At 53.7% G+C, this 20,344-nt stretch carries 19 protein-coding genes; 15 read left to right on the plus strand and 4 right to left on the minus strand.

Annotated features, from left to right (window positions below; genetic code table 11):
- Nucleotides 1–77 precede the first annotated feature (77 nt).
- The 6 genes from NST26_RS10585 to NST26_RS10610 all read left to right on the plus strand — a co-directional run bounded on the left by NST26_RS10585 (nucleotide 78) and on the right by NST26_RS10610 (nucleotide 9,327).
- Entirely contained in the window at nucleotides 78–1,775 is a 1,698-nt protein-coding gene (locus NST26_RS10585; RefSeq protein WP_340979127.1) for an extracellular solute-binding protein, read from the plus strand.
- Nucleotides 1,772–2,662 carry an ABC transporter permease gene (locus NST26_RS10590; protein WP_036725300.1) on the plus strand — a complete coding sequence of 297 codons (891 nt, stop codon included), beginning with the start codon at nucleotides 1,772–1,774 and terminating at the stop codon, nucleotides 2,660–2,662. Before NST26_RS10585 ends, NST26_RS10590 begins: the two co-directional genes overlap by 4 nt.
- Nucleotides 2,663–2,677: 15 nt before the next feature.
- The gene (locus NST26_RS10595; RefSeq protein ID WP_036725298.1) at nucleotides 2,678–3,559 is read left to right on the plus strand and encodes a carbohydrate ABC transporter permease; all 882 of its coding nucleotides are present in this window, start codon (nucleotides 2,678–2,680) and stop codon (nucleotides 3,557–3,559) included.
- Between the two features lie 124 nt (nucleotides 3,560–3,683).
- Nucleotides 3,684–5,408 (plus strand): sensor histidine kinase, encoded by a 1,725-nt coding sequence (locus tag NST26_RS10600; RefSeq protein WP_340979128.1) that lies wholly within the window; start codon nucleotides 3,684–3,686, stop codon nucleotides 5,406–5,408.
- Between the two features lie 293 nt (nucleotides 5,409–5,701).
- Entirely contained in the window at nucleotides 5,702–8,785 is a 3,084-nt protein-coding gene (locus NST26_RS10605; protein ID WP_340979129.1) for a PAS domain S-box protein, read from the plus strand.
- Nucleotides 8,786–8,931: 146 nt separating this feature from the next.
- Nucleotides 8,932–9,327, plus strand: a complete 396-nt coding sequence (locus NST26_RS10610) for a NusG domain II-containing protein (protein ID WP_036725293.1) — start codon at nucleotides 8,932–8,934, stop codon at nucleotides 9,325–9,327.
- On the opposite strand, the gene NST26_RS10615 is transcribed toward NST26_RS10610, so the two are convergent.
- Genes NST26_RS10615 through NST26_RS10625 form a run of 3 tightly spaced genes read right to left on the minus strand, consistent with a single transcriptional unit; the run spans nucleotide 9,328 to nucleotide 12,281 of the window.
- A complete protein-coding gene (locus tag NST26_RS10615) occupies nucleotides 9,328–10,185 on the minus strand; it encodes a TIGR03943 family putative permease subunit (protein ID WP_340979130.1) in 858 nt (285 codons plus the stop codon). It abuts the gene before it with no gap.
- 37 nt (nucleotides 10,186–10,222) lie between these two features.
- Nucleotides 10,223–11,212: a permease gene (locus NST26_RS10620; RefSeq protein WP_340979131.1), complete on the minus strand. Its 990-nt coding sequence runs from the start codon at nucleotides 11,210–11,212 to the stop codon at nucleotides 10,223–10,225.
- Between the two features lie 31 nt (nucleotides 11,213–11,243).
- A complete protein-coding gene (locus tag NST26_RS10625) occupies nucleotides 11,244–12,281 on the minus strand; it encodes a CobW family GTP-binding protein (RefSeq protein WP_340979132.1) in 1,038 nt (345 codons plus the stop codon).
- Nucleotides 12,282–12,496: 215 nt separating this feature from the next.
- Between NST26_RS10625 and rpmG the strand changes: the two genes are divergently transcribed.
- From rpmG to NST26_RS10660, 7 genes are all read left to right on the plus strand, one after another.
- On the plus strand, nucleotides 12,497–12,646 hold the full coding sequence (gene rpmG / locus NST26_RS10630; RefSeq protein WP_036725285.1) for a 50S ribosomal protein L33: 150 nt from the start codon (nucleotides 12,497–12,499) through the stop codon (nucleotides 12,644–12,646).
- A 320-nt stretch (nucleotides 12,647–12,966) separates the two neighbouring features.
- A complete protein-coding gene (locus NST26_RS10635) occupies nucleotides 12,967–14,175 on the plus strand; it encodes a GTP-binding protein (protein WP_340954229.1) in 1,209 nt (402 codons plus the stop codon).
- A 524-nt stretch (nucleotides 14,176–14,699) separates the two neighbouring features.
- Nucleotides 14,700–15,407: a metal ABC transporter ATP-binding protein gene (locus NST26_RS10640; RefSeq protein WP_340954226.1), complete on the plus strand. Its 708-nt coding sequence runs from the start codon at nucleotides 14,700–14,702 to the stop codon at nucleotides 15,405–15,407.
- Nucleotides 15,353–16,216 carry a metal ABC transporter permease gene (locus NST26_RS10645; RefSeq protein ID WP_340958096.1) on the plus strand — a complete coding sequence of 288 codons (864 nt, stop codon included), beginning with the start codon at nucleotides 15,353–15,355 and terminating at the stop codon, nucleotides 16,214–16,216. The genes NST26_RS10640 and NST26_RS10645 overlap by 55 nt, the downstream gene beginning before the upstream one ends.
- Nucleotides 16,210–17,409 (plus strand): metal ABC transporter substrate-binding protein, encoded by a 1,200-nt coding sequence (locus tag NST26_RS10650; RefSeq protein WP_340954223.1) that lies wholly within the window; start codon nucleotides 16,210–16,212, stop codon nucleotides 17,407–17,409. Before NST26_RS10645 ends, NST26_RS10650 begins: the two co-directional genes overlap by 7 nt.
- 21 nt (nucleotides 17,410–17,430) lie before the next feature.
- Nucleotides 17,431–17,700 (plus strand): 30S ribosomal protein S14, encoded by a 270-nt coding sequence (gene rpsN, locus NST26_RS10655; RefSeq protein ID WP_076078385.1) that lies wholly within the window; start codon nucleotides 17,431–17,433, stop codon nucleotides 17,698–17,700.
- Nucleotides 17,701–17,869: 169 nt separating this feature from the next.
- Entirely contained in the window at nucleotides 17,870–18,493 is a 624-nt protein-coding gene (locus NST26_RS10660) for a class I SAM-dependent methyltransferase (RefSeq protein ID WP_340954220.1), read from the plus strand.
- 117 nt (nucleotides 18,494–18,610) lie between these two features.
- Here the strand turns inward: NST26_RS10660 and NST26_RS10665 are convergent, their stop codons facing one another.
- Complete coding sequence (locus NST26_RS10665; protein ID WP_036702276.1) at nucleotides 18,611–19,195, minus strand: helix-turn-helix domain-containing protein; 585 nt, start codon at nucleotides 19,193–19,195, stop codon at nucleotides 18,611–18,613.
- A gap of 199 nt (nucleotides 19,196–19,394) precedes the next feature.
- On the opposite strand from NST26_RS10665, the gene NST26_RS10670 reads away from it, so the two are divergent.
- Nucleotides 19,395–19,682, plus strand: a complete 288-nt coding sequence (locus NST26_RS10670) for a Dabb family protein (protein ID WP_036702274.1) — start codon at nucleotides 19,395–19,397, stop codon at nucleotides 19,680–19,682.
- A 218-nt stretch (nucleotides 19,683–19,900) separates the two neighbouring features.
- Nucleotides 19,901–20,341: a DUF86 domain-containing protein gene (locus tag NST26_RS10675; protein ID WP_036725274.1), complete on the plus strand. Its 441-nt coding sequence runs from the start codon at nucleotides 19,901–19,903 to the stop codon at nucleotides 20,339–20,341.
- Nucleotides 20,342–20,344 lie beyond the last annotated feature (3 nt).

The raw sequence follows: 20,344 nt of genomic DNA on the forward strand, positions 1-20,344 counted from the left end.
TCGCTCCCTTCCAGGCTAATTTACAATTTAACTGTAAGCATGAAAGCGTTTTATAACAAAGTTTGGGAGGGGCATCTATGAGATTGAAGAAAATTCGTGTTATGGCCTTGCTGCTGTCCATGGTAATGGTGCTGGGAGTGCTGGCGGCCTGCGGCAGCAGTCCAAAGGAGGAGAAGGTTGCTGCGCCCGCCGGCAGTGAGTCCACGAATGCCGGAGGCAATGAACCATCCGCCACCGCCAAGGAGGACGATGGACCCTTCAGCAAATATGAAGAACCCGTTACCGTGTCTCTGGGGAGACAGGGCGTATCGGGGAATAACCTGCCGGCAGGAGATACGCTGGAGAATAACAAGTATCTGAAATATGTCGAGGACCGCCTGAACGTAAAGGTGAAATACGATTTCTCGGTGGAAGACCAGGATGCATATAACCAGAAGGTTACCCTGGCGATCTCGAGCAATTCCCTGCCGGACATTCTGGTGGTGGATGAACAGCAGTTTAAGAGAATGGCCAAAGCGGGTATGCTGGCCGATCTGACCGAGTTATACGATCAATATGCCTCGCCGCTGATTAAAGATTATTACAACTCCTACACAGGAGACCGGGTGCTGAACACCGGAAGAATCGACGGCAAGCTGATGGCGCTGCCCAATACCAACATCGACGGCAATTATCAGCTCCTGTGGATACGCCAGGACTGGCTGAACAAGCTGAAGCTTGAGACGCCCCGTACCATGGATGAAGTTAAGACTGTGATTAAGGCGTTCAAGGAGCAGGACCCTGACGGTAACGGGAAAGCGGATACCGTTGGTCTGCTTGGCGATAAAAGTGTGGTTGCAGACGGCGGCTTCTTCACCTTCGATCCGATCTTCAATGCCAATCATGCCTATCCGAAGAATTGGTTCAAGGATGAGGGAGGAAACATCATCTACGGCTCCACGACTCCAGAGACCAAGCAGGCGCTCTCTGAGCTGAGAGAGATGTATGCGGACGGGTTGATTGACAAAGAGTTCTTGACCCGGAAGTATGAGGATAATGCCGGGCTGGTGTCAGGCGGCCGGGCCGGTATCCTGTTCGCCCCCTGGTTCGGAGGCTGGGCGTTGTCTGATGCAGTGAAGGCCAACCCGGAAGCGGATTGGGTGCCGCTGGCTGTGCCGCTGGACGGAGACGGCAAACGGAATATCGTACCATCCACGCCGTCGGGAACCTTCATGGTGGTGAACAAGAAGGCGGAGCACCCCGAAGCTGCCTTGAAAATGCTCAGCGTGGAGTATGAAGGCATCCGCCTGATTGATCCGGCATCGCAGGAGCTGTATAAGGATCTGGGTGTAGGCTGGCTCAATTATCCGATTAATGTGCAGCTGGATTATCAGGATTCCCTGGCACGCGATGTTCCTATCTATGAGAAGGTGATTAAGGATAAGAAGCTGGACGGTCTGCCGGCCCGCATCCTGCCGAGAGTCAAGGCGGTCTTGAAGAATAATGAAAATCCGAAAAAGGATATTCCGGCTTATGCCGATTCACTGGCCTTCTATACTGCCGCCTCCATCACCGGAGCGAAAGAAATTGTGAAGGTGGAGCCTGTGTTCTACGGCAAGACGGAAGCGATGCTTAAAAAGGGAGCCAATCTGGAAAAACTCGAAAACGAGACCTTTTTGAAAATCATTACCGGCACTTCTCCCCTTGAAGAATTCGACAAGTTCGTGGAGACCTGGAAGAGCATCGGAGGGGAAGAAATCACCAAAGAGGTTGCTGAGGCAGTTGAGTCACCATGAGAAGCAGAGCTTCTATCTGGAATTACCACCTGATGCTGCTCCCCGGCATATTGCTGCTCATAGCATTCAGTGTAGTTCCGATGTTCGGAATCGTGATTGCCTTTCAGGACTTTCAGCCTACGCTGGGCATCTTCCACTCGGAATGGGTGGGCTGGGAGAATTTCGAGTATATGTTCAGCCTGCCGGACAGCAGGCTGATTCTCGGAAACACCCTGAGCATTGCACTGATGAAAATCATTGCCGGATTGACCGTTCCCTTTGTATTTGCACTGCTGTTCCATGAAGTGGCGAATATTAAATTCAAGCGTACCATCCAAACGATTGTGTACCTGCCCCATTTCATGTCCTGGGTCATTCTCTCAGGGGTGCTGATTAACCTGCTCAGTCTGGACGGCATTATCAATCAGATGATCCAGTGGTTCGGCGGCGATCCGATTATGTTCCTTCAGAGCAATCACTGGTTCCGATTTGTGATCGTATCGAGCGATGTATGGAAGGAATTCGGCTTCAATACGATCATCTATATCGCTGCCCTGACTTCCATTAACACCAATCTGTATGAAGCAGCCGCCATTGACGGAGCAAACCGGTTCCAGCGCTTAACCAATATTACGATTCCGGGTCTGATGACCACGGTGATTCTGCTGGCGACCTTAAGCCTCGGCAATGTGCTGAATGCGGGCTTCGAGCAGATTCTCAACCTGTATAATCCGATTGTCTATGAGTCGGGGGATATCATTGATACTTATGTATACCGTTCAGGATTGCTTGAAATCCAGTATGGACTGGCAACAGCGGTAGGCCTGCTCAAATCGGTCGTAAGCTTTGTGCTGATTGCCGCTTCCTATGGTCTGGCTGCCCGGTTTGCCAACTACCGTATTTTCTGACAGAGGTGATTTGCTGTGATCCGTGGAACCAGCCGGACTGTTGATATTGTGATTTATTGTATTCTAACCGTGATTGCTTTTCTCTCCTTGGCCCCCGTACTGAATACCTTGGCTATTTCGTTCAGCGGCAAGGTGGCGGCCATGTCGGGTCAGGTCTTCTTCTGGCCGGTTGATTTCAATCTGGAGGCCTATAAGTCGGTCATCAGTGACCGGAGCTTCTTCACTTCCTTTGGCGTATCTGTGAAAAGGGTGCTGCTCGGAGGAGTCATCAATCTGCTGGTTACGGTGCTGATGGCCTATCCTTTATCGAAATCGAACAAACATTTTCCGGGCAGAAATATCTATATGTGGTTCGTTATCTTCTGTATGCTGTTCAACGGCGGGCTGATCCCGTGGTATATGACGATCAATACGTACGGGCTGCTCGATTCCATCTGGGCGCTTGTGCTGCCTACCGCCGTTCCGGTATTTAATGTGATTCTGCTGATGAACTTCTTCAAGGGCGTTCCGAAGGAACTGGAGGAGGCTGCCGGGATGGACGGGGCGGGGGCGTGGAGAACGCTGGTGACGATTTATATCCCCATCTCCCTGCCCTCACTGGCGACAGTCACCCTGTTCTCGGTCGTCGGCCACTGGAATGCGTTTTTTGACGGGATGATCCTGATGAACCACAAGGAGAACTGGCCGCTGCAAACGTATATCCAGCAATTGATTATCAGCGTGAATTCGATCATGAACACCACCGATCCGGAAGAGATCAAGCGTCTGTCGAATATGTCGAGCCAGCTGCTAAATGCGGCCAAGGTGATGGTCTCGATGATTCCAATCATGCTGATCTATCCGTTTCTGCAGCGGTATTTCGTCAGTGGAATCGTGCTCGGTGCCGTCAAAGAGTAAGCGTTAACTGCATGTAAGCGGGTGTCCCGTAAGCCGGAAACGGCTGGGGACACCCCTTTGTTGTTTCGGGGCAGGGCTCATGCGGCGGGCCGCCGCTTTTACAGATTGTTATTTGCCGGGGGCAATGCTACGTTATAAGGACAAGAGGCTTAAGACAGGAGGGGTAGATCTGGAGCGCCCAGGCCGTTTCATCAGGAATTTAAGAATTAAGCATAAGCTGTTTGTCTCTTATTTACTCGTTATCATTATTCCGCTCAGTGTGCTTGGCTGGTATTCGTATGATCAATCCAGGAGTCTGCTCGTTCAGCAGGCCCGGCTGACCTTAACCGACAATGTGTCTGAGATCGCCGCCAATCTGGATTATAAGTTCAGCAAGCTCAATGCCGCGCTGGACTCGTTCACCTTTAACTCCAGTGTAGTGTCCGTCTTCAACAATGATTACTCGGACAATTATTACTATATGTACAATGATCTGAACACCATCGTGGAGCCGCTGTTCAATACGCTTCTGTTCCTGAACGAAGAGATCCGCCAGCTGACGGTGTATACAGGGAACAACATCACGGAACGGAAGAATACGATTCTGCCGATTAGCACCGTATCCGGGAAGCCATGGTATGAAGCGGCGATGGCCAGCGGCCAGACGCATTGGATCAAGGAGGGTACGGCCTTGTCCGCAGTGCGTAGGATGGTGGGCGGCTCGGGAACGCAGTATGACAACCTGATCTACTTAGGCTTTGACAGCAAGGATATGTTTGCGGGTCTGACCAATGTGGTCTCCGGTGAGTACGGCGTCCTGGTCGAGAATGGAGCGGGGGAGCCTGTGTATGACTATCACAACGGGCTGCCGTCCTTTGAATCGGCTAAGGCAGCGGAAGAGCGCGCGAGCGATTTCATCGTCATCTCCCAGACGCTGGGCGTGACGGGCTGGAAGCTTGTCTTTTATATGCCCAAGAACTCGATCGGTGTCGATGCCAAGACGATTCTCCGCGCCACCATGCTCACGGTCGGGATTTGCCTGCTGATTCTAGTGCCTGCGGTCTGGCTGTTGTCGAATGCATTCGTGAGAAGGATCTACCGTCTGAACCGCACGATGAAAAGAGTGACCCGCGGGGACCTGCATGTGGATATTGTGGTCGATTCCAATGACGAGATCGGCGAGCTGACCTCGCGGTTCAAGGATATGCTGCAAAGTCTGAATGAGCTGTTCAATGAAGTCTACCGCAGCAAGGTTGTGCAGAAGGACGCGGAGCTGAAAGCGCTTCAGGCCCAGATCAATCCGCATTTCCTCTATAACTCCCTGTCGCTGATCAACTGGAAGGCTATAAGCATTAAAGCGTATGACATCAGTAAAATCACCACAACCCTCTCCAAATTTTATCGGACGACCCTGAACAGGGGGCAGGATGTCATCAGCGTTCATGATGAACTGGAGAATACGAAATCTTATATTGATCTGCAGCTGATTATGCATGACCACAGCTTCGATGTAGTGTACGAGGTGGACCCGGAGGTGCTGGGCTACCATATGATCAAGCTGATTATGCAGCCTATTGTTGAGAATGCGATTGAGCACGGCGTGGACAACAAGCGGGAGGGGCGCGGCAGAATCAGCCTGCGGGCTTGCTTCGAGGAAGATACGATTGTGTTTGGCATTGAAGACAACGGTCCGGGAATGACTCAGGAGACGATGGATACGGTATTAAGCAGGCAATCCAAATCGTATGGACTGTTCAACGCCCAGGAGAGAATCCGGATTTATTTTGGCGAGGCGTACGGGATCATGATCCACAGCGAAATCGGCCAGGGTACGACCGTGACGGTGAGAATTCCCAAGAGGACCACGTGAAGGATGGAGGCATCCAGGAGGTGCTCTATGCCAAGCGGTTACGTCATCTTCCGTTATTTCTGTGCCTTCTGGCTGCCGCGCAGGAGACTGGACTAACCTATTATAACCACCGCCTTGATGTCATGAAAGTGACCAGGGCGGTTTTTTCTGTATGTGGATATGCACCGTTTCCAGCGGCAAGCTTGCCCTGTGTATCTTCATTAGCGGGACTTTAGGTCTGGAGCATAAATTCCGAAAAAAAGGTATAATGTTACTAAATTATGTCCCCCATTTTCTCAGAGGAGGCTCTAGCTTTGTCCGACACTCTATTTAAGCACTTGTACTTGCGGTCCTCAATAGGATATGCGGCAGTAGCCATTACGGATGGTACTATGCTCATGGCCAACCCTGCGCTTTGCGGGATGTTTGGATACACCGAGACCGAACTCAAGGAGCTGCGTTACCAGGATATCGTCTTTCCGGATGAAGGGTATACCCTGGATCACGGGCAGATTATGAATGCTTTAATAAACAGTCCTGATATGGCTGTAGATACCGACAAGCGGTTCGTACATAAGAATGGTGAGATGCTATGGGTTGCCCTGCATCTTTTTCTGATCATTGATGAACAGACTGGAAGTCCCTCCCATTTGGTTGCGGAGATGACGGATATTACCGCGCGTAAGCTGGCGGAGAAGAAGATAGAGGAGGATCGCCAGCTCTTCGAGCTGATTACGGAGCACACCCCGGACATGATCTCATTCGCCGATCCCGACGGAACGCTCCGCTACGTCTCCCCGTCAGTCGAAACGCTGCTCGGCTATCCGGCAAGTGACATGATCGGCCGCAACAAAACGGATTATTACCATGAAGCGGATGCGTTGGAAATGACCGAGCCGGGGAAGCTCTACTCTGACAGTGACACCTTTACACGCAGGGTCAGGCATAAGGACGGCCATTACCTTTGGACCCAGAGCTCCTTTCAGGTGGTACGGAATCGTGAAGGCGAAGTGCGGCAAATCCTGACGATTGCCCATGACATCACCGAGCGGAAAAAGGTTGAAGATATGCTGGCTGCTGCGCAGGAGTTAGGACAAATGGGCTCCTGGGAGTGGAATTCTGTATATGAGCAGCTGATCGTCTCCAGCCAGCTGATGGCTATCTTTGAATTAGGCGGCAATTGCGGAAATCATACCGTGGTTCATTATACTCAGCTGTTTGACTGTGTAGTGCCGGAGGACCTGGACAGATTGCGCGAAGAGCTACATTATACGCTGAAGTCTGGGGCTAAGGGCGAGGCGATTTTCAGAGTGAAGGGCAGCGAGGAACGTAAGTCTCTCTATGCGCACTGGGAGGTGATCCTGGATGCAACCGGTAAGGTTCAGCAGATCCGCGGTATGGTGCAGGATGTGACCGAGCGCCAGCGGATGGAGGAGCAGCTCCGTGAGAGTGAGAACCGGTACAAGTCGCTTTTCGAATACAACCCGTCTGCCATCAGTGCCATGGATCTGCAGGGGTACATACAGTCGATGAATGCCAGTCTGGAGCAGCTGACAGGATACAGCAGGGAGACCCTGATGCATTCCAGTTACTGCGAGATTATTGAAGAGGATGAGCTGGAGCATGTGAATATGCGGTTTCTGGCGGCAGCCGGAGGCATGGCCCAGACCTTCGATACCCGGGTGATCCGTCATGACGGGGAGAGGGTGGAGGTAGGGATGATTTATGTCCCTATGCTGATTGATCATGAGGTCGTCGGCGTATTCGCCATTACCAGTGATATTACAGAGCCCAAGCGGTATCTGGAGCAGATTGAGAAGCTTAGTTACGAGCATGCGCTGATCCTGAACTCTGTATCTGAGGGGATTTTTGGCATGAATCTGGAGGGGGAGACCGTATTTATCAACCCCGCTGCGTCGGTCATGCTCGGATATAACCCGGGTGAGCTGGCCGGCAATATCAAGCTGCATACGATAGCGCAGACCTGGATGGACGGCGAGCTGTATCCCGGAGGACACCGGACGCTGGCGGAGCTGCTGAAGACCAACCTCTCTTATGAGCAGGAGCAGGAAGGGATCTTCTGGCGTCAGGATGGCTCCAGCTTCCTGGTCAAATACCGGATGACGGCATTATATGATAACGGAGAGCATAAGGGGGCGGTGGTGGTCTTCCGGGATATCACCGAGGAGAAGGCTGTGGAGCGTGCCAAGGAATCTGCGGAGAAGGCGGACCGGGCCAAGTCGGAGTTCCTGGCGATTATGAGCCACGAGCTGCGTACGCCGATGAATGGAATTATCGGGATGGCCGATCTCCTGTCGGGTACAGAGCTTACGGAGGAACAGCAGTATTACACCCAGATTATCAATAAAAGCGGTGCCGCGCTGGTACATATTCTCAACGAGGTACTGGATTTCAGCAAAATTGAATCCGGCATGATGACGCTGGATCTGCAGCCGGTCGATATCCGGCAGGTCGTTCAGAACGTCTGTGAGCTATTCTATCCGCGTATCCAGGAGAAAGGGCTGGTTCTGCGCAGCCATATTGAGCCCGATCTTCCGGCTGTTGTCATCACAGACGAAACCAGGCTGAGGCAGGTGCTGGTGAATCTCGTAGGTAATGCGGTCAAGTTCACGGAAGAAGGCGAGGTTAGCGTCTGCGTGAAGCTGGAGGCTGCCGGGGAGCCAGGCTCGCTGATTCTGAGGTTCTCGGTAACCGATACCGGTATAGGCATTCCGCAGGGCAGCCAGAACCTGTTATTCCAGTCCTTTTCCCAGCTGGACCCATCGATCAACCGCAAGTACGGCGGGACGGGACTGGGTCTGGCGATCAGCAAGAAGCTGGTGGAGCTGCTGGATGGCGCCATCGGTGTGAACAGCGTCGAAGGAGAAGGCTCGGAGTTCTACTTCACCATCGGCGTGATGTATTCGGTGGAGGAGCAGGGCCAAGCGCTGCTGGCAGGAGTTGCTGCCACTCAGGAGTATAAGGGTGGTGTTTTCAATCTGGATTATCCCGAGGGTCAATACGGGCCGTTGTCCATTCTTATCGCGGAGGATCATCCGGTGAATCAGCAGATCCTGCAGACTTTTCTCAAAAAGCGCGGCTACACCTCTGACCTGGCAGTGAACGGGGAGCAGGCGGTAGAAGCTGTACGGTCCCGGCATTATGATCTGGTGTTCATGGATATTCAGATGCCGGGCATGGACGGGATTGAAGCCACCCGGCAGATCCGCGAGGCGATGGGGCTGTCCCCGGTGATTATTGCCGCCACTGCCTTTGCACGTAAGGAAGATGAAGAGATGTGCCTCCGGGCAGGAATGCAGGACTTTATTCCCAAGCCGATCCGTGGAGATGAGCTGGACAGAGTGCTGAGGGAATGGTCCGGCAGCATCCGAAGATAGTTGTGTAATGTGAAAAGCCGGATAACCGGCAGGCAAAGCAAGCGCTATTCACGTTGACAGCTTTCCCTTGTCTGCATTATTATTATATAAATCGTAAATATTACGAATAAATAATGGCAAGCGAAAGGGTCAATAGAGTGAAAACGATGAAGCGCGGAGATTTCCTGCTGATTCTTATTGTATTGCTGGCCGCCGGTTCCATCTACGGCTACAAGTGGTTCTCTAACCACAATCATCCGTATAAGCAAGGGGAGCTGGAGGCCGTAATCACCGTGAACGGCAAAGCCTACAAGACTGTACAGCTGACCAAGGAAGAGCAGATTATTGATATCCGCACCCGATATGGCCATAACACGCTGAAGGTATACGATTATGGTATTCAGATGACCTATTCGGATGCTCCGCTGACTATAGCGCTGGACATGGGATTCATCTCCCGGCCGAAGCAGCAGATTATCTGCATTCCGGCCCGTCTCCTGGTGGAAATCTCGAACCCGGAGTCTTCGCTGGAGGATGACGATGCGCTGGACGCGGTCATCTAGTCATGGCTGCAGCTCTTTCCATGCGGCTACGGCATCGGCGTTCGTGTACACATAAGGTGTGGACGGTGCTGCCACTGCTATTATACTCTGCGGAGCGATCTGCAGAGTCTCCACTCCCTCATGGAGCGTCACATGAAGCTTGCCCCGAACCTCAATCCAGGTATCGGCGGGCAGGCTTATTTGTGTACCCGGTGTAAGAAGAATGCCGAAGGGGGTGGCATCTGCCGTACAGCATTGGACCAGGAAGCGGCTGATTGCGTAGCCGGATCGACCGGACCCCTGCGGCTCACGGTACAGGAAGCCTGATACAGAGATTTCCTTACCCTCGAACTGTGATTTGTACAGATTAAGGGCACCCAGCGTTTCCGAGAAAATCTCAGGGAATACAGGGATGACGGGCTGCCTGTAGAGCTGTCCTGCCAGCTCTGCAAATTCGGCCTCATAGGGGTTGGCCGCTGTGAAGCTAGCACCGGTGCCGGACTCAACGGCAGTGTAAGACAGGGCAAGGCCCTTCTTGGCCGCTGCGGCACTGCCGAGTGCCCGGTCGGGCAGCAGGAACCCTAGCAACAACGGGAGCAGGAACAGGCTGTACAGCGCGGAGCTGCTCAGGAGTGAGCGGGGAAGGCGGTGCTCGCAGTCACAGAGGGCGGAGCTTCGGCCAAGCACAGCCTGGAGCCCGAGGCTGAGCGCCATCAGGGAGAGCGGAACCGGGCATAACCGGATCCAGCGGGCCAGCTTAGGAGCAACATAATAATGGAGGGCGTCCTGCTGGACCAGATGTCCGATATAGAGGGCGAAGGCGAGCAGAATAACTGCCCTGAGTACATAGTGAAACCGGATGCTTCCGGAGCTATTCATACAGATCCTCCTTCAGATATTCGGAATTTCAGGGCAGCTACAGCCAGAATGAAGCCAGCACGGAGCCGGTGAAGACGGCCGCGGCAATGAGGAAGAACAGGTACAGGGCAAATCTGGTTTTGAACAGCGAGAGCAGCATCAGGGCGTTCTTGAAATCGAGCATCGGTCCCAGCACCATGAAGGCTAGCAGCGCTCCTGCCGGGAAGGTATGTAGGAAGGTGGACGCAACGAAGGCGTCGGAGGTGGAGCAGAGCGAGAGTGCGAAGGCCAGTCCCATCATGAACACGTAGGAGCCGAGCGGACGGTCACCAATGGCGGACAGGCTGCTCTGATTCATGAAGGTCTGGATGCCCGCAGTCAGCAGACAGCCGATGATCAGGAATTTGCCCATCTCAAAAAATTCATCCGACGTATGCACCAGGACCGCCGCCGCCCGGCCCCCGCGTAGTGTGCCATGCTGCTCTTCGCTTCCCTCCCGGCGGATGGACAGGCGCAGCGGCGATCTGCGGACGGTGCCATAGATAATCAGACCAATGCATGCCGCTACGGCAAAAGCCAGTCCCATCCGGGTGTAGGCCAGCTCCGGATGGGAGCGGAAGGCCGTCAGGGTGGCCCCGTAAACCACTGGATTGAGGATTGGGCCGGACAGAATGAAGACGATGGCAACGTAGAGCGGCATACCCTTATGCATGAGGCGGCGGACCAGCGGAATCATCCCGCATTCACAGACGGGGAACAGTATCCCGAGCAGGCAGCCGAAGAGAATCGCCGGAACCGCGCGGCGTGGAATCCAGCGTGAGATCAGCTCGTCCGGCACGAAGACGCGGAGCAGGGAGGAGAGCAGTGCGCCGAGCAGGACAAACGGCAAGGCCTCCAGCAGAATGCCGAGGAATGCGGTTTTGAACGTGTCGACATAGCCGTTGTCCAGCAGGCTCAGATGCCCGGGCAGCCACAGACTGCCCGCTGTGAGCAGAAAAGCGGCGGAAAAGAGCAGCGGCAATATTTTAAACGGCGTAAGGGTTGTCAAGGGTTCATCGGCTCCTTCCCGCACAGGGTTCTTAGCTGAATAACGCCGCCCAGCTGCGGCTGATTGCCTTCTCGTCCAGATTCAGGCCAATGCAGACGATATAAGGCTGGCCCGGATAACTTGAAGCCTCCCAGGAGATACGGTTACCTGCAAGCTGCACCAGCTGCACGGAATCCCGGCCTGCAAGCCGCACATGGCCCTTGGCCCGGAGCAGACTGTAACCCCATTGCCGCAAAAAATGCTCCAGCTCCTCCTGGCGGAGGCTCCCGGTCCATGCCGGGGGAACGGTTAACGTCACTGCTGCCACTTGGGAAAAAGAGCCGTCCTCCCCGGATTCAGGCTCATGTACTGCCGTTGCGCTGCCGCCGCTGCTGCTGTCTGTGTTCATCCGCTGGAGGGTGGCGCCGCTGATATTGCCGGGGCCGCGCCGGGGAGCAGAGCCCTTAAATCCGCGTGCTGCGATGCCTGTCAACAACGGAGCGAGATTAATCTGGCTGTAGTGGGTGAAGACAATCTCGGATTCCGAATTTTGCTTGTAGACCATCTTCTCAATCTTCCACAGGGTCTCCGGTTCTACCAGATCGCTTTTGTTGACGATGATGAGATCAGCGGTGGTGATCTGCTTGCGGAGTGTGCGGACGAGCTGCTTGTCGGACGAGAAGCGGCTGCTGTACTCCAGTGCATTCTCGGCATCCAGCAGCGTAACAGCGTGGTGCAGCTGCAGCCGGTCTGCCAGCGCCGGCGCCAGCAGCGACTTCGCGATCTCATCCGGGTCAGCTACCCCTGTAAGCTCGATGTAGATGATGTCCGGGCGGCGCGCCAGCAGGGCGCTCAGGCTGCGCGGCAGCTCCTCCTTGCGGCTGCAGCAGATGCAGCCGTCCAGCAGCTTTTCCACACTTGTGCCGGTACTCTCCTGCAGGATATAGCCGTCCACATCTTTTGCGCCCAGTTCATTCATGATTACGCCCGGGTTCAGCCCTCTCCGCTTGCTCTCCTTCAGCAGACTCAGCAGCAGGGTTGTCTTTCCGCTCCCCAGAAATCCGCTCAGTATAATCACAGGTATCTTCATGGCTCACTCTCCCGCTCCAATAGTACCGTCCCCATAAGAAGGCGGCCAAGCCGCTTCCGCTTGTAATTCCATCTATACGTCAAGCTTATTCAGGAAAGAACACTAATCTAAGAGAGCCCAAATGTTCCTGGACAGCTGTTGACAGCGGAGGGCGGGAGCGTGTAGAATGTGTAAATCGTAATATTTACGATTAAATAGAAGGGAGCTTGATTGCAATGAGAGTAATCGTTACTTTGGCCTGTACGGAGACGGGCGACCGCAACTATACCACCACGAAGAATAAGAGAACGACACCGGAACGCCTGGAGATGAGAAAATATTGCCCGCGCCTGAAGCGTGTCACACTGCACCGGGAGACCCGCTAAGCTGCGGAAATCACTTTAACTCATCGCTGGTTGAGGGTTTGCATTGCCCCGATTAGAGTGCAAGGGGGAGGCTTGATTGCAGTTTGTACAACTAAATCACCGGATGTGCCGCCGAATCTCTGTTTAGCTGTAGTTCGTGCAATTAAAATGCCTCTATACCTGGGTTTTCGCCCATTTGGGCTAATCTAGTTGTACAGGATACAGTTAGAAGAGGAAAGCCTTCCGTTTCACTGTTTTTAGTTGCACAGAATACACTTATCTCTGGTGGTTCGCTACGAACAGAATGCCTTTTTGAAAATATAATCTACAAGGAGAATACAATGGATAAAATTCCTGTAACAGTGCTAAGCGGATATCTTGGCTCCGGTAAGACTACACTGCTTAATCATATTCTGCATAACCGTGAGGGCCTGAAGGTGGCCGTGATCGTCAATGATATGAGTGAAGTGAATGTGGATGCGAATCTGGTCAAATCCGGCAGCAGCCTCTCCCGCACCGAGGAGAAGCTGGTGGAGATGTCTAATGGCTGCATCTGCTGCACCCTCCGCGATGACCTGCTGCGCGAAGTGAATCATCTCGCCTCGGAGGGGCGCTTCGATTACATTCTGATCGAATCCTCCGGGATCAGCGAGCCGGTCCCGGTGGCCCAGACCTTCACTTACCCGAACCCGGAGCTGGATATCGATCTAACGGAGCTGGCCCGGCTGGACACGATGGTTACGGTGGTCGATGCCAACCGCTTCTGGCAGGATTTCGCCTCGGGCGACAGTCTGCTGGACCGCAATATGACGGCGGGCGAAGATGACTTCCGGGATATCGTCGATCTGCTGATCGATCAGATTGAGACCTGTGATGTGCTGCTGCTCAACAAGTGCGATCTGGTGGAGGAGGCAGAGCTGAACAAGCTGGAGGCGGTTCTGCGCAGACTTCAGCCGCGCGCGAAGATCATCCGTACGGTGAACGCACAAGTGGAGCTATCCGAGATTCTGAATACGGGATTATTCGATTTCGAACAGACCAGCCAGTCGTCCGGCTGGATCGCAGAGCTTGCCAAGGAGGAACACACACCAGAGACTGAGGAATATGGCATCACCTCCTTGGTCTACCGCCGGAGAGCACCGTTCCACCCGCAGCGGCTGAGCTTCTTCTTCAGTAACTGGCCGTCTGAGGTTGTCCGGGCAAAAGGACTGGTCTGGCTGGCAGCCAGCGGTGATCTGGCAGCGACCATCAGCCAGGCAGGGCCGTCGATCCAGTTCGGTCCCGCCGGTTATTGGCTGGCTACCCTGCCGGAGGAGCAGCAGCAGGAGGTGCTGGCTGCGGAACCGGATGTGCTGGCGAAGTGGGACGAGCAGTGGGGAGACCGGCTGAATGAGATCGTCTTCATCGGAGTTCAGATGAACCGAGAGGATATCGAAGCCCGCCTGGACCGCTGCCTGCTGACCGCAGAGGAGATGAACCAGGACTGGACGGCATTCAACAACCCGCTTCCTTGGCATGTAGAGGAACTGCTTGCGGCGGGGCAGGAATAACTTCTTCTGTAAATGATAGTCTGCAAAGCCGGAATCTATTGTGTGGATTCCGGCTTTGTGCTGTATAGGGATTAGGCGCTACGAAGGCACGTGGGGCAAATGCGAATGTATGCGGAAAACCGAACACAATTTGTATTGCGGGGGTAAGTGGGGCATTCATGCTGGCACGGGTGGACATAGACCGAGTCGGTGCGATCCCAATGGCTTGAATTTCGATGTTTTGTCGCACGCTGGCTTGGCCCGAATAAGGTTAATCAGTGTGATTACGATTAATTTGTTGTTTTGGGTTTACAAATCGTAATGATTACGATAATATCAATGAAGTTGAAACATAATCGTAAATATTACGAATAATAATCAATACTTAGTTTGTTTAATCCGTGGAACATGCTTGGTCCAAATTAATAAGTGCCCAACAGCAGACGGAGCAGTAACTACGGCAGTAGCCATAGGATCACGCACGGAATCAGGCACGGAATCATTACGGCACGCCACAGCGGGCCGAATAGAAAGGGGGAGGAGCGATGATTTTGTCATCCATCAGGGATGTGGTGTTCGGTTACGGGGATGAGCCGGTCATTGACCGCTTGTCACTGGATCTGGAGGCCGGACAGTTCATTGGAATTACCGGACCAAACGGGGCAGCGAAGACCACGCTGCTGAAGCTGATGTTGGGCCTGCTGAAGCCCTGGAGCGGAACGGTTACTCTGAACCGGGAAATTACCGGAGGAGGCAAGCTTACGATCGGGTATGTGCCGCAGCAGGTAGCCTCCTTCAATGCCGGATTTCCGAGCAAGGTGATTGAGCTGGTCCGTTCCGGCTGTTATTCAGGGCTGGGGTTGTTCCGCCGCTTCACTAAGGAAAAGGAAGCGCTTGTCGAGAGCAGCCTGCGGCAGGTGGAGATGTGGGAGTACCGTAACCGGAGAATCGGCGAGCTGTCCGGCGGGCAGAAGCAGCGGATCTGCATAGCCCGCGCACTGGCCCAGCAGCCGCAGGTGCTGGTGCTGGATGAGCCGGTAACGGGGATGGATGCTGCCAGCCGCACCGGGTTCTATGAGCTGATGCGGCATTATGTCAGCCGGCATGGCCGGACCGTCATCATGGTTACACATGGCCTGGAAGAGACGAGTTCCTATCTGGATACCGTGATTACGCTGGAACGCAAGGAGCAGGAGGGCTGGACATGCTTGGTTACGAATTCATGCAACGCGCATTTTGGGCAGGAGGCCTGATCGGGCTGATCGGACCCTTACTGGGAGTCTACCTGATGCTCCGCAGGCAGGTGCTGATGGCCGATACGCTGTCTCATGTCTCCCTTGCCGGAGTAGCACTGGGTTCCGTACTGGGATGGAATCCTGCTCTGAGCGGCTTCGCTGTAGCTATAGCAGGAGGGCTGATTATTGAACAGCTGCGCCGCTCTTACCGTACCTACAGCGAGCTTCCGGTTGCTATTATTATGACCTCCGGCCTGGCGCTGGCCGTCGTGCTGATGAGCCTGAAGCAGAATCTGACCAAGAGCTTCAGCTCCTATCTGTTCGGCTCCATCGTTGCCGTAAGTGATACTCAGCTTAAACTGATCGCCGTGGTGTCTGCAGCCGGTCTTCTCTATTTCATCATTCTGCGCCGCCCATTGTACAGCCTAACCTTCGACGAAGAGACGGCCGCTATCAGCGGTGTCCGTACCGGGTGGTTGTCCTTCTCGTTCGCCGTCCTAACCGGTATGACCGTTGCCGCAGCTATGCCGGTGGTGGGTGTGCTGCTCGTATCCGCTCTGATTGTGCTGCCCGCTTCTATAGCGCTGCGGATTGCATCGGGCTTCACGGCAGCCATAATGATCTCCGTCAGTGTGGGGCTGACCGGTGTGTTCAGCGGGCTTACAGCCTCCTACTATATCAACACGCCTTCAGGAGGCACGATTGCACTCATTCTGCTGATATTTCTGCTGATAGCCATTGCAGTACAGAAGCTGATCAGGCTGCGCAGCCGCAGCCAGTATTCATCTCAAGCCAATGAAGAAAAGGGGTCTCACAACATATGTTGAAATTCAAATCCATAGCAATATCCAATTCGAGCGCACAGTCCACATTCAGAATCCGTCAGCTTGCCGCCTTGTCCCTGACCGCCATGCTATTGATCTCCGGCTGCGGCAACAACACTGCGACGAAAGCCGCTTCAACCAGCAGTCCGGCGGCTTCACCATCGGCTGCGGCCGAAGCTTCATCTGTACCCGCAGGGGATAAATTGAACATTAAGGTTAGCTTTTACCCGATGTACGAATTCACGAAAAGCATTACCGGAGACCTTGCCAATGTGGAGGTGCTGGTCCCGCCCGGAGTCGAGCCGCATGATTGGGAACCGACTGCGAAGGATATGGCTGATATTTCGGATGCAGATGTGCTTGTCTATAATGGCGCAGGCATGGAGGGCTGGGCGCAGCAGATTGTGGACGGTGCTGCCGGAAGTGATCTGATTACGATAGAGGCGAGTAAAGGACTCCAGATTATTGAAGGAACAGAGCACGAACACGAACATGAACATGAACATGAACATGAACACAGCCATGAAGAGGAAGCTGCGGCTGAAGCAGACCACGATCACGGCCATGACCATCAACATGATGAGTCCGCAACTGAAGGAAGCGGTCACGACCATTCCCATAATGATACAGCTGTCAGTGAAGCAGACCATGACCACGACCACGACCACGGCGGGCTTGATCCTCATGTATGGCTGGACCCGGTGATGGCTATCCGGGAGGTTCAGACCATTGAAGCAGCACTCTCCGCAGCATTTCCCGTAAATGCTGCTGCCTTCCACGCTAACAGCGATGCTTATATCGCCAAGCTGGAGAAGCTGGATCAGGATTTCAGAGCCGGGCTTCAGAATACGAAGCGCAAGGACTTTATTACGCAGCATGCCGCTTTTGGTTATCTGGCACAGCAATATGGCTTGACGCAGGTGCCGATTGCGGGGCTGTCGCCGGAGCAGGAGCCGTCTGCTGCACAGATGGCCAAGATTGTGGAGTTCGCCAAGGCGAATAAGGTGACTACGATCTTTTTTGAAACCTTGGTCTCCTCCAGTGTCGCTGATACTATTGCCCAGGAAATAGGAGCCAAGACTGCTGTGCTGAATCCAATCGAAGGATTAACAGAGGAAGACGCTGCGCATAATCTAGATTATCTGAGTCTGATGCGGCAGAATCTTGAAGCGCTGATCCAGGCGTTGAACGAATAAGAACGAAGGAGCTGATCTATAGTGGCCAAGAAATCAAAGGTTGTGAAGGAACAGAAGCGGCAGGAGCTGGTGGCGAAGTACGCTGACAAGCGCAGAGAGCTGAAGGCGGCGGGCGATGTGATGGCACTGCAGAAGCTGCCCCGGGATTCCTCAGCCACCCGTCAAAAAAACAGATGCAGCGTGTCCGGCAGACCGCGCGGCTATCTGAGTACATTCAAGATATCCCGGATCGTCTTCCGGGAGCTGGCACACAAGGGACAAATTCCGGGCGTTACCAAGTCCAGCTGGTAGGCTGTTAACTTCATAGATGCTATAACGGCAAGACGGCTGATCTCTCTGTGTTACAGGAGCCAGCCGTTTTGCTGTGTCCATAGACTTTGCCGGATCGGGCAGAGTGGACTATGATAGAGAAGCTGGAACTACATAGATAACTATTCTAAGGCAGGAAAGAAGGAGCTGCATGACTGAGTATTGGAGTAAAAGATTTGCGCAGGAGGGGATGATCTGGGGGAGTGAGCCAAGCCCGTCGGCAGAATGGGCGAAGCGGAAATTCCAGGAGGCAGGTGTCTCCTCCGTTCTTGTTCCGGGTGCCGGGTATGGGCGGAATACCAAAGTATTCTCTGCTGATTTTAAAGTATACGGCATAGAATTAAGTGAACCGGCGCTTGAGCTGGCCGCAGCATGGGACCCGGGAACTAGCTTTATTGCAGGCTCGGCGCTGGAGCCGCAGCTTAGGCAGTCTGTAGATGCCGTATACTGCTATGACGTTCTGCATTTATTCCTCGCCGGTGACCGCCGCAGGCTGATTGAGGCCAGTCTCAGTCAGGTCAGGACTGGAGGGCTGCTTTACTTCACCAGCTTCTCCGATGAAGATCCCCATAACGGCTGCGGGAGAGAGCTGGAGCCGGGCACCTTTGAATATAAAGAGGATAAATATGCCCACTTCTTCAGCGATGCCGATTTGCGGGAGCATTTTGCCGGGACGGAGATTCTGGAGACAGGTTCCTTTACCGAGTCGTTGCAGAACCCGCAGGGCGGGACTCATGAATACATACTAAGAACGATCCTTACGCTCAAACGGTAACTGCCATCTGCGAAAGTAACGTCAACATGGCCCCTCCCTGCGGCGAGAAGGACCCTACTGTGAACCTGATGCTGTGCGTGCTCCTACTTCTTCCTGCGGCTTCCTAATTAATGAAGGTTAATGCAGCTCGCAGTCGGCGAACAGGATATGCCGCGGAATGCGGAAGAAATTCTCGGCCTTCTCCTGCAGGGCCAGGGTAGGCAGATGGCAGTGGTGCAGCCACTTGCGGAAGGTGCCGGGATGGACGCCAATCCAGATGCTGACATCGGTTACCGAGAAATCATACACCATGCAGAGTCCGGTCAGAATCGCGTTATGCTGCGGTGAATGGGCGAGCGTTCTTTTCATGAAACGGGATGGGGTCGGCTGGCACACAATCGGACTTTGCCGCAGAAGAGCTTCATTGAACAGGATATGGGGCGGATAGCCTAAATGGCGGCAGACCTTGTCCAGATTGGTTCTGGAGGGAATGCGTCCTTCATATACCCATGCGCTTACGCTGCGTGAGGAGACGGAGAGCTCTTCTGCGAGACGGGAGAGCTTCATGTCCTTGGCCATCAGGATGGCCAGCAGAACGCGGTTGCGGATCTGGCTGCGTTTGGGGCGGCGAAATCTTTTGACCCGTACGCCTTGTCCAAGATATTTGCGGTTGATCAGAGACCAGGCCTGAATTTTATGTGTTTCTTGCTGATTTTTAGCCATAATACCTCCGGGTGTACTGATTTAATGAAGTGACGGATCATCTAGTTTAGCTGTTATGACTTTACCATTTCATCACGGCATTCGTCCAGAGTGCAAAGCTCCTGTTTTGGTCATGAACCAAGATTGTTTCAGTAATGCTGCAGTTTATGATATATTTTGAGTAATCAATTTCACATTAATCAGGCTGGGAGCGGGATAGATGATCAAGCATATTGTATTCTTCAAATTAAAGGACCGGTCCCCGGACAAGGTCGCAGAGACTGTTGCAGTCCTCCGTAATATGGAAGGAAGAATTCCGCAGCTGCTGTCCATTGAAGTCGGGGCCGATCTGATTCACTCGGAGCGTTCGTTCGATATCGCCCTGGTCACGGTTGTTGCCTCGATGGAGGATCTGCAGGCGTATCAGGTGCATCCGGCTCACAAGGAAGTCATTGCCCATATCAACGAGGTCAAGGAGCTGTCGGTAGCGGTCGATTACGAGATCTGAGACTGCACGACTTGCAAGGCTGGAACCCATTAAGCACGGAAAGTGGTGAGCGGAATGCGTGAGCTTGAGTATCCGATGGAAGCATTGACGTATCTGATTGTTTTTATGGCGGCGTGTGTCGTGATGGTGTTCTGGCTGAAGCGCCGGGGCAGGCGGGGGAAATAACGGCAGTTCATGTTAGGGAAGGTCACTAAATACCGCAGGGTGGAGGGTCAGCTGTGTATTATGTCAACCGGAAGCAAATAGAAGTTATTCTTGAACAGATCCCTGATCTTAATGAAGGTCTAGCACATGCAGCTTCTTCCTGGGACGGCAGTACGCTGCTGGGTCTGGTGCAGGAACGGTGCTTACATCTGGCCGTTGAAGTCGTGACGGATGTGGGCAGCTGTCTGATTGACGGGTTCATTATGCGTGATGCCGGAAGCTACGAGGATATTATATCTATTATCCATGAGGAAAAGGTGCTGGGAGACAGCGGGATCTACGAGGATCTGACTTCGCTTGTAGCCTTGCGTAAGCCGCTGGTTCAGGATTATTTCGTATGGGAACGCAGAGAGCTGCACCCCATGACCCGGACGCTGCCGGATATTCTGGAGAAGTTCGCCTGCGAGGTGCGCAGGTATCTGGATCAGGAGCTGGGCAGCGGGGTCACGGGTTAGCTG

Origin of the sequence: Paenibacillus sp. FSL R7-0128 (assembly GCF_038002245.1) — a bacterium.
GTDB lineage: Bacteria > Bacillota > Bacilli > Paenibacillales > Paenibacillaceae > Paenibacillus_AQ > Paenibacillus_AQ silagei.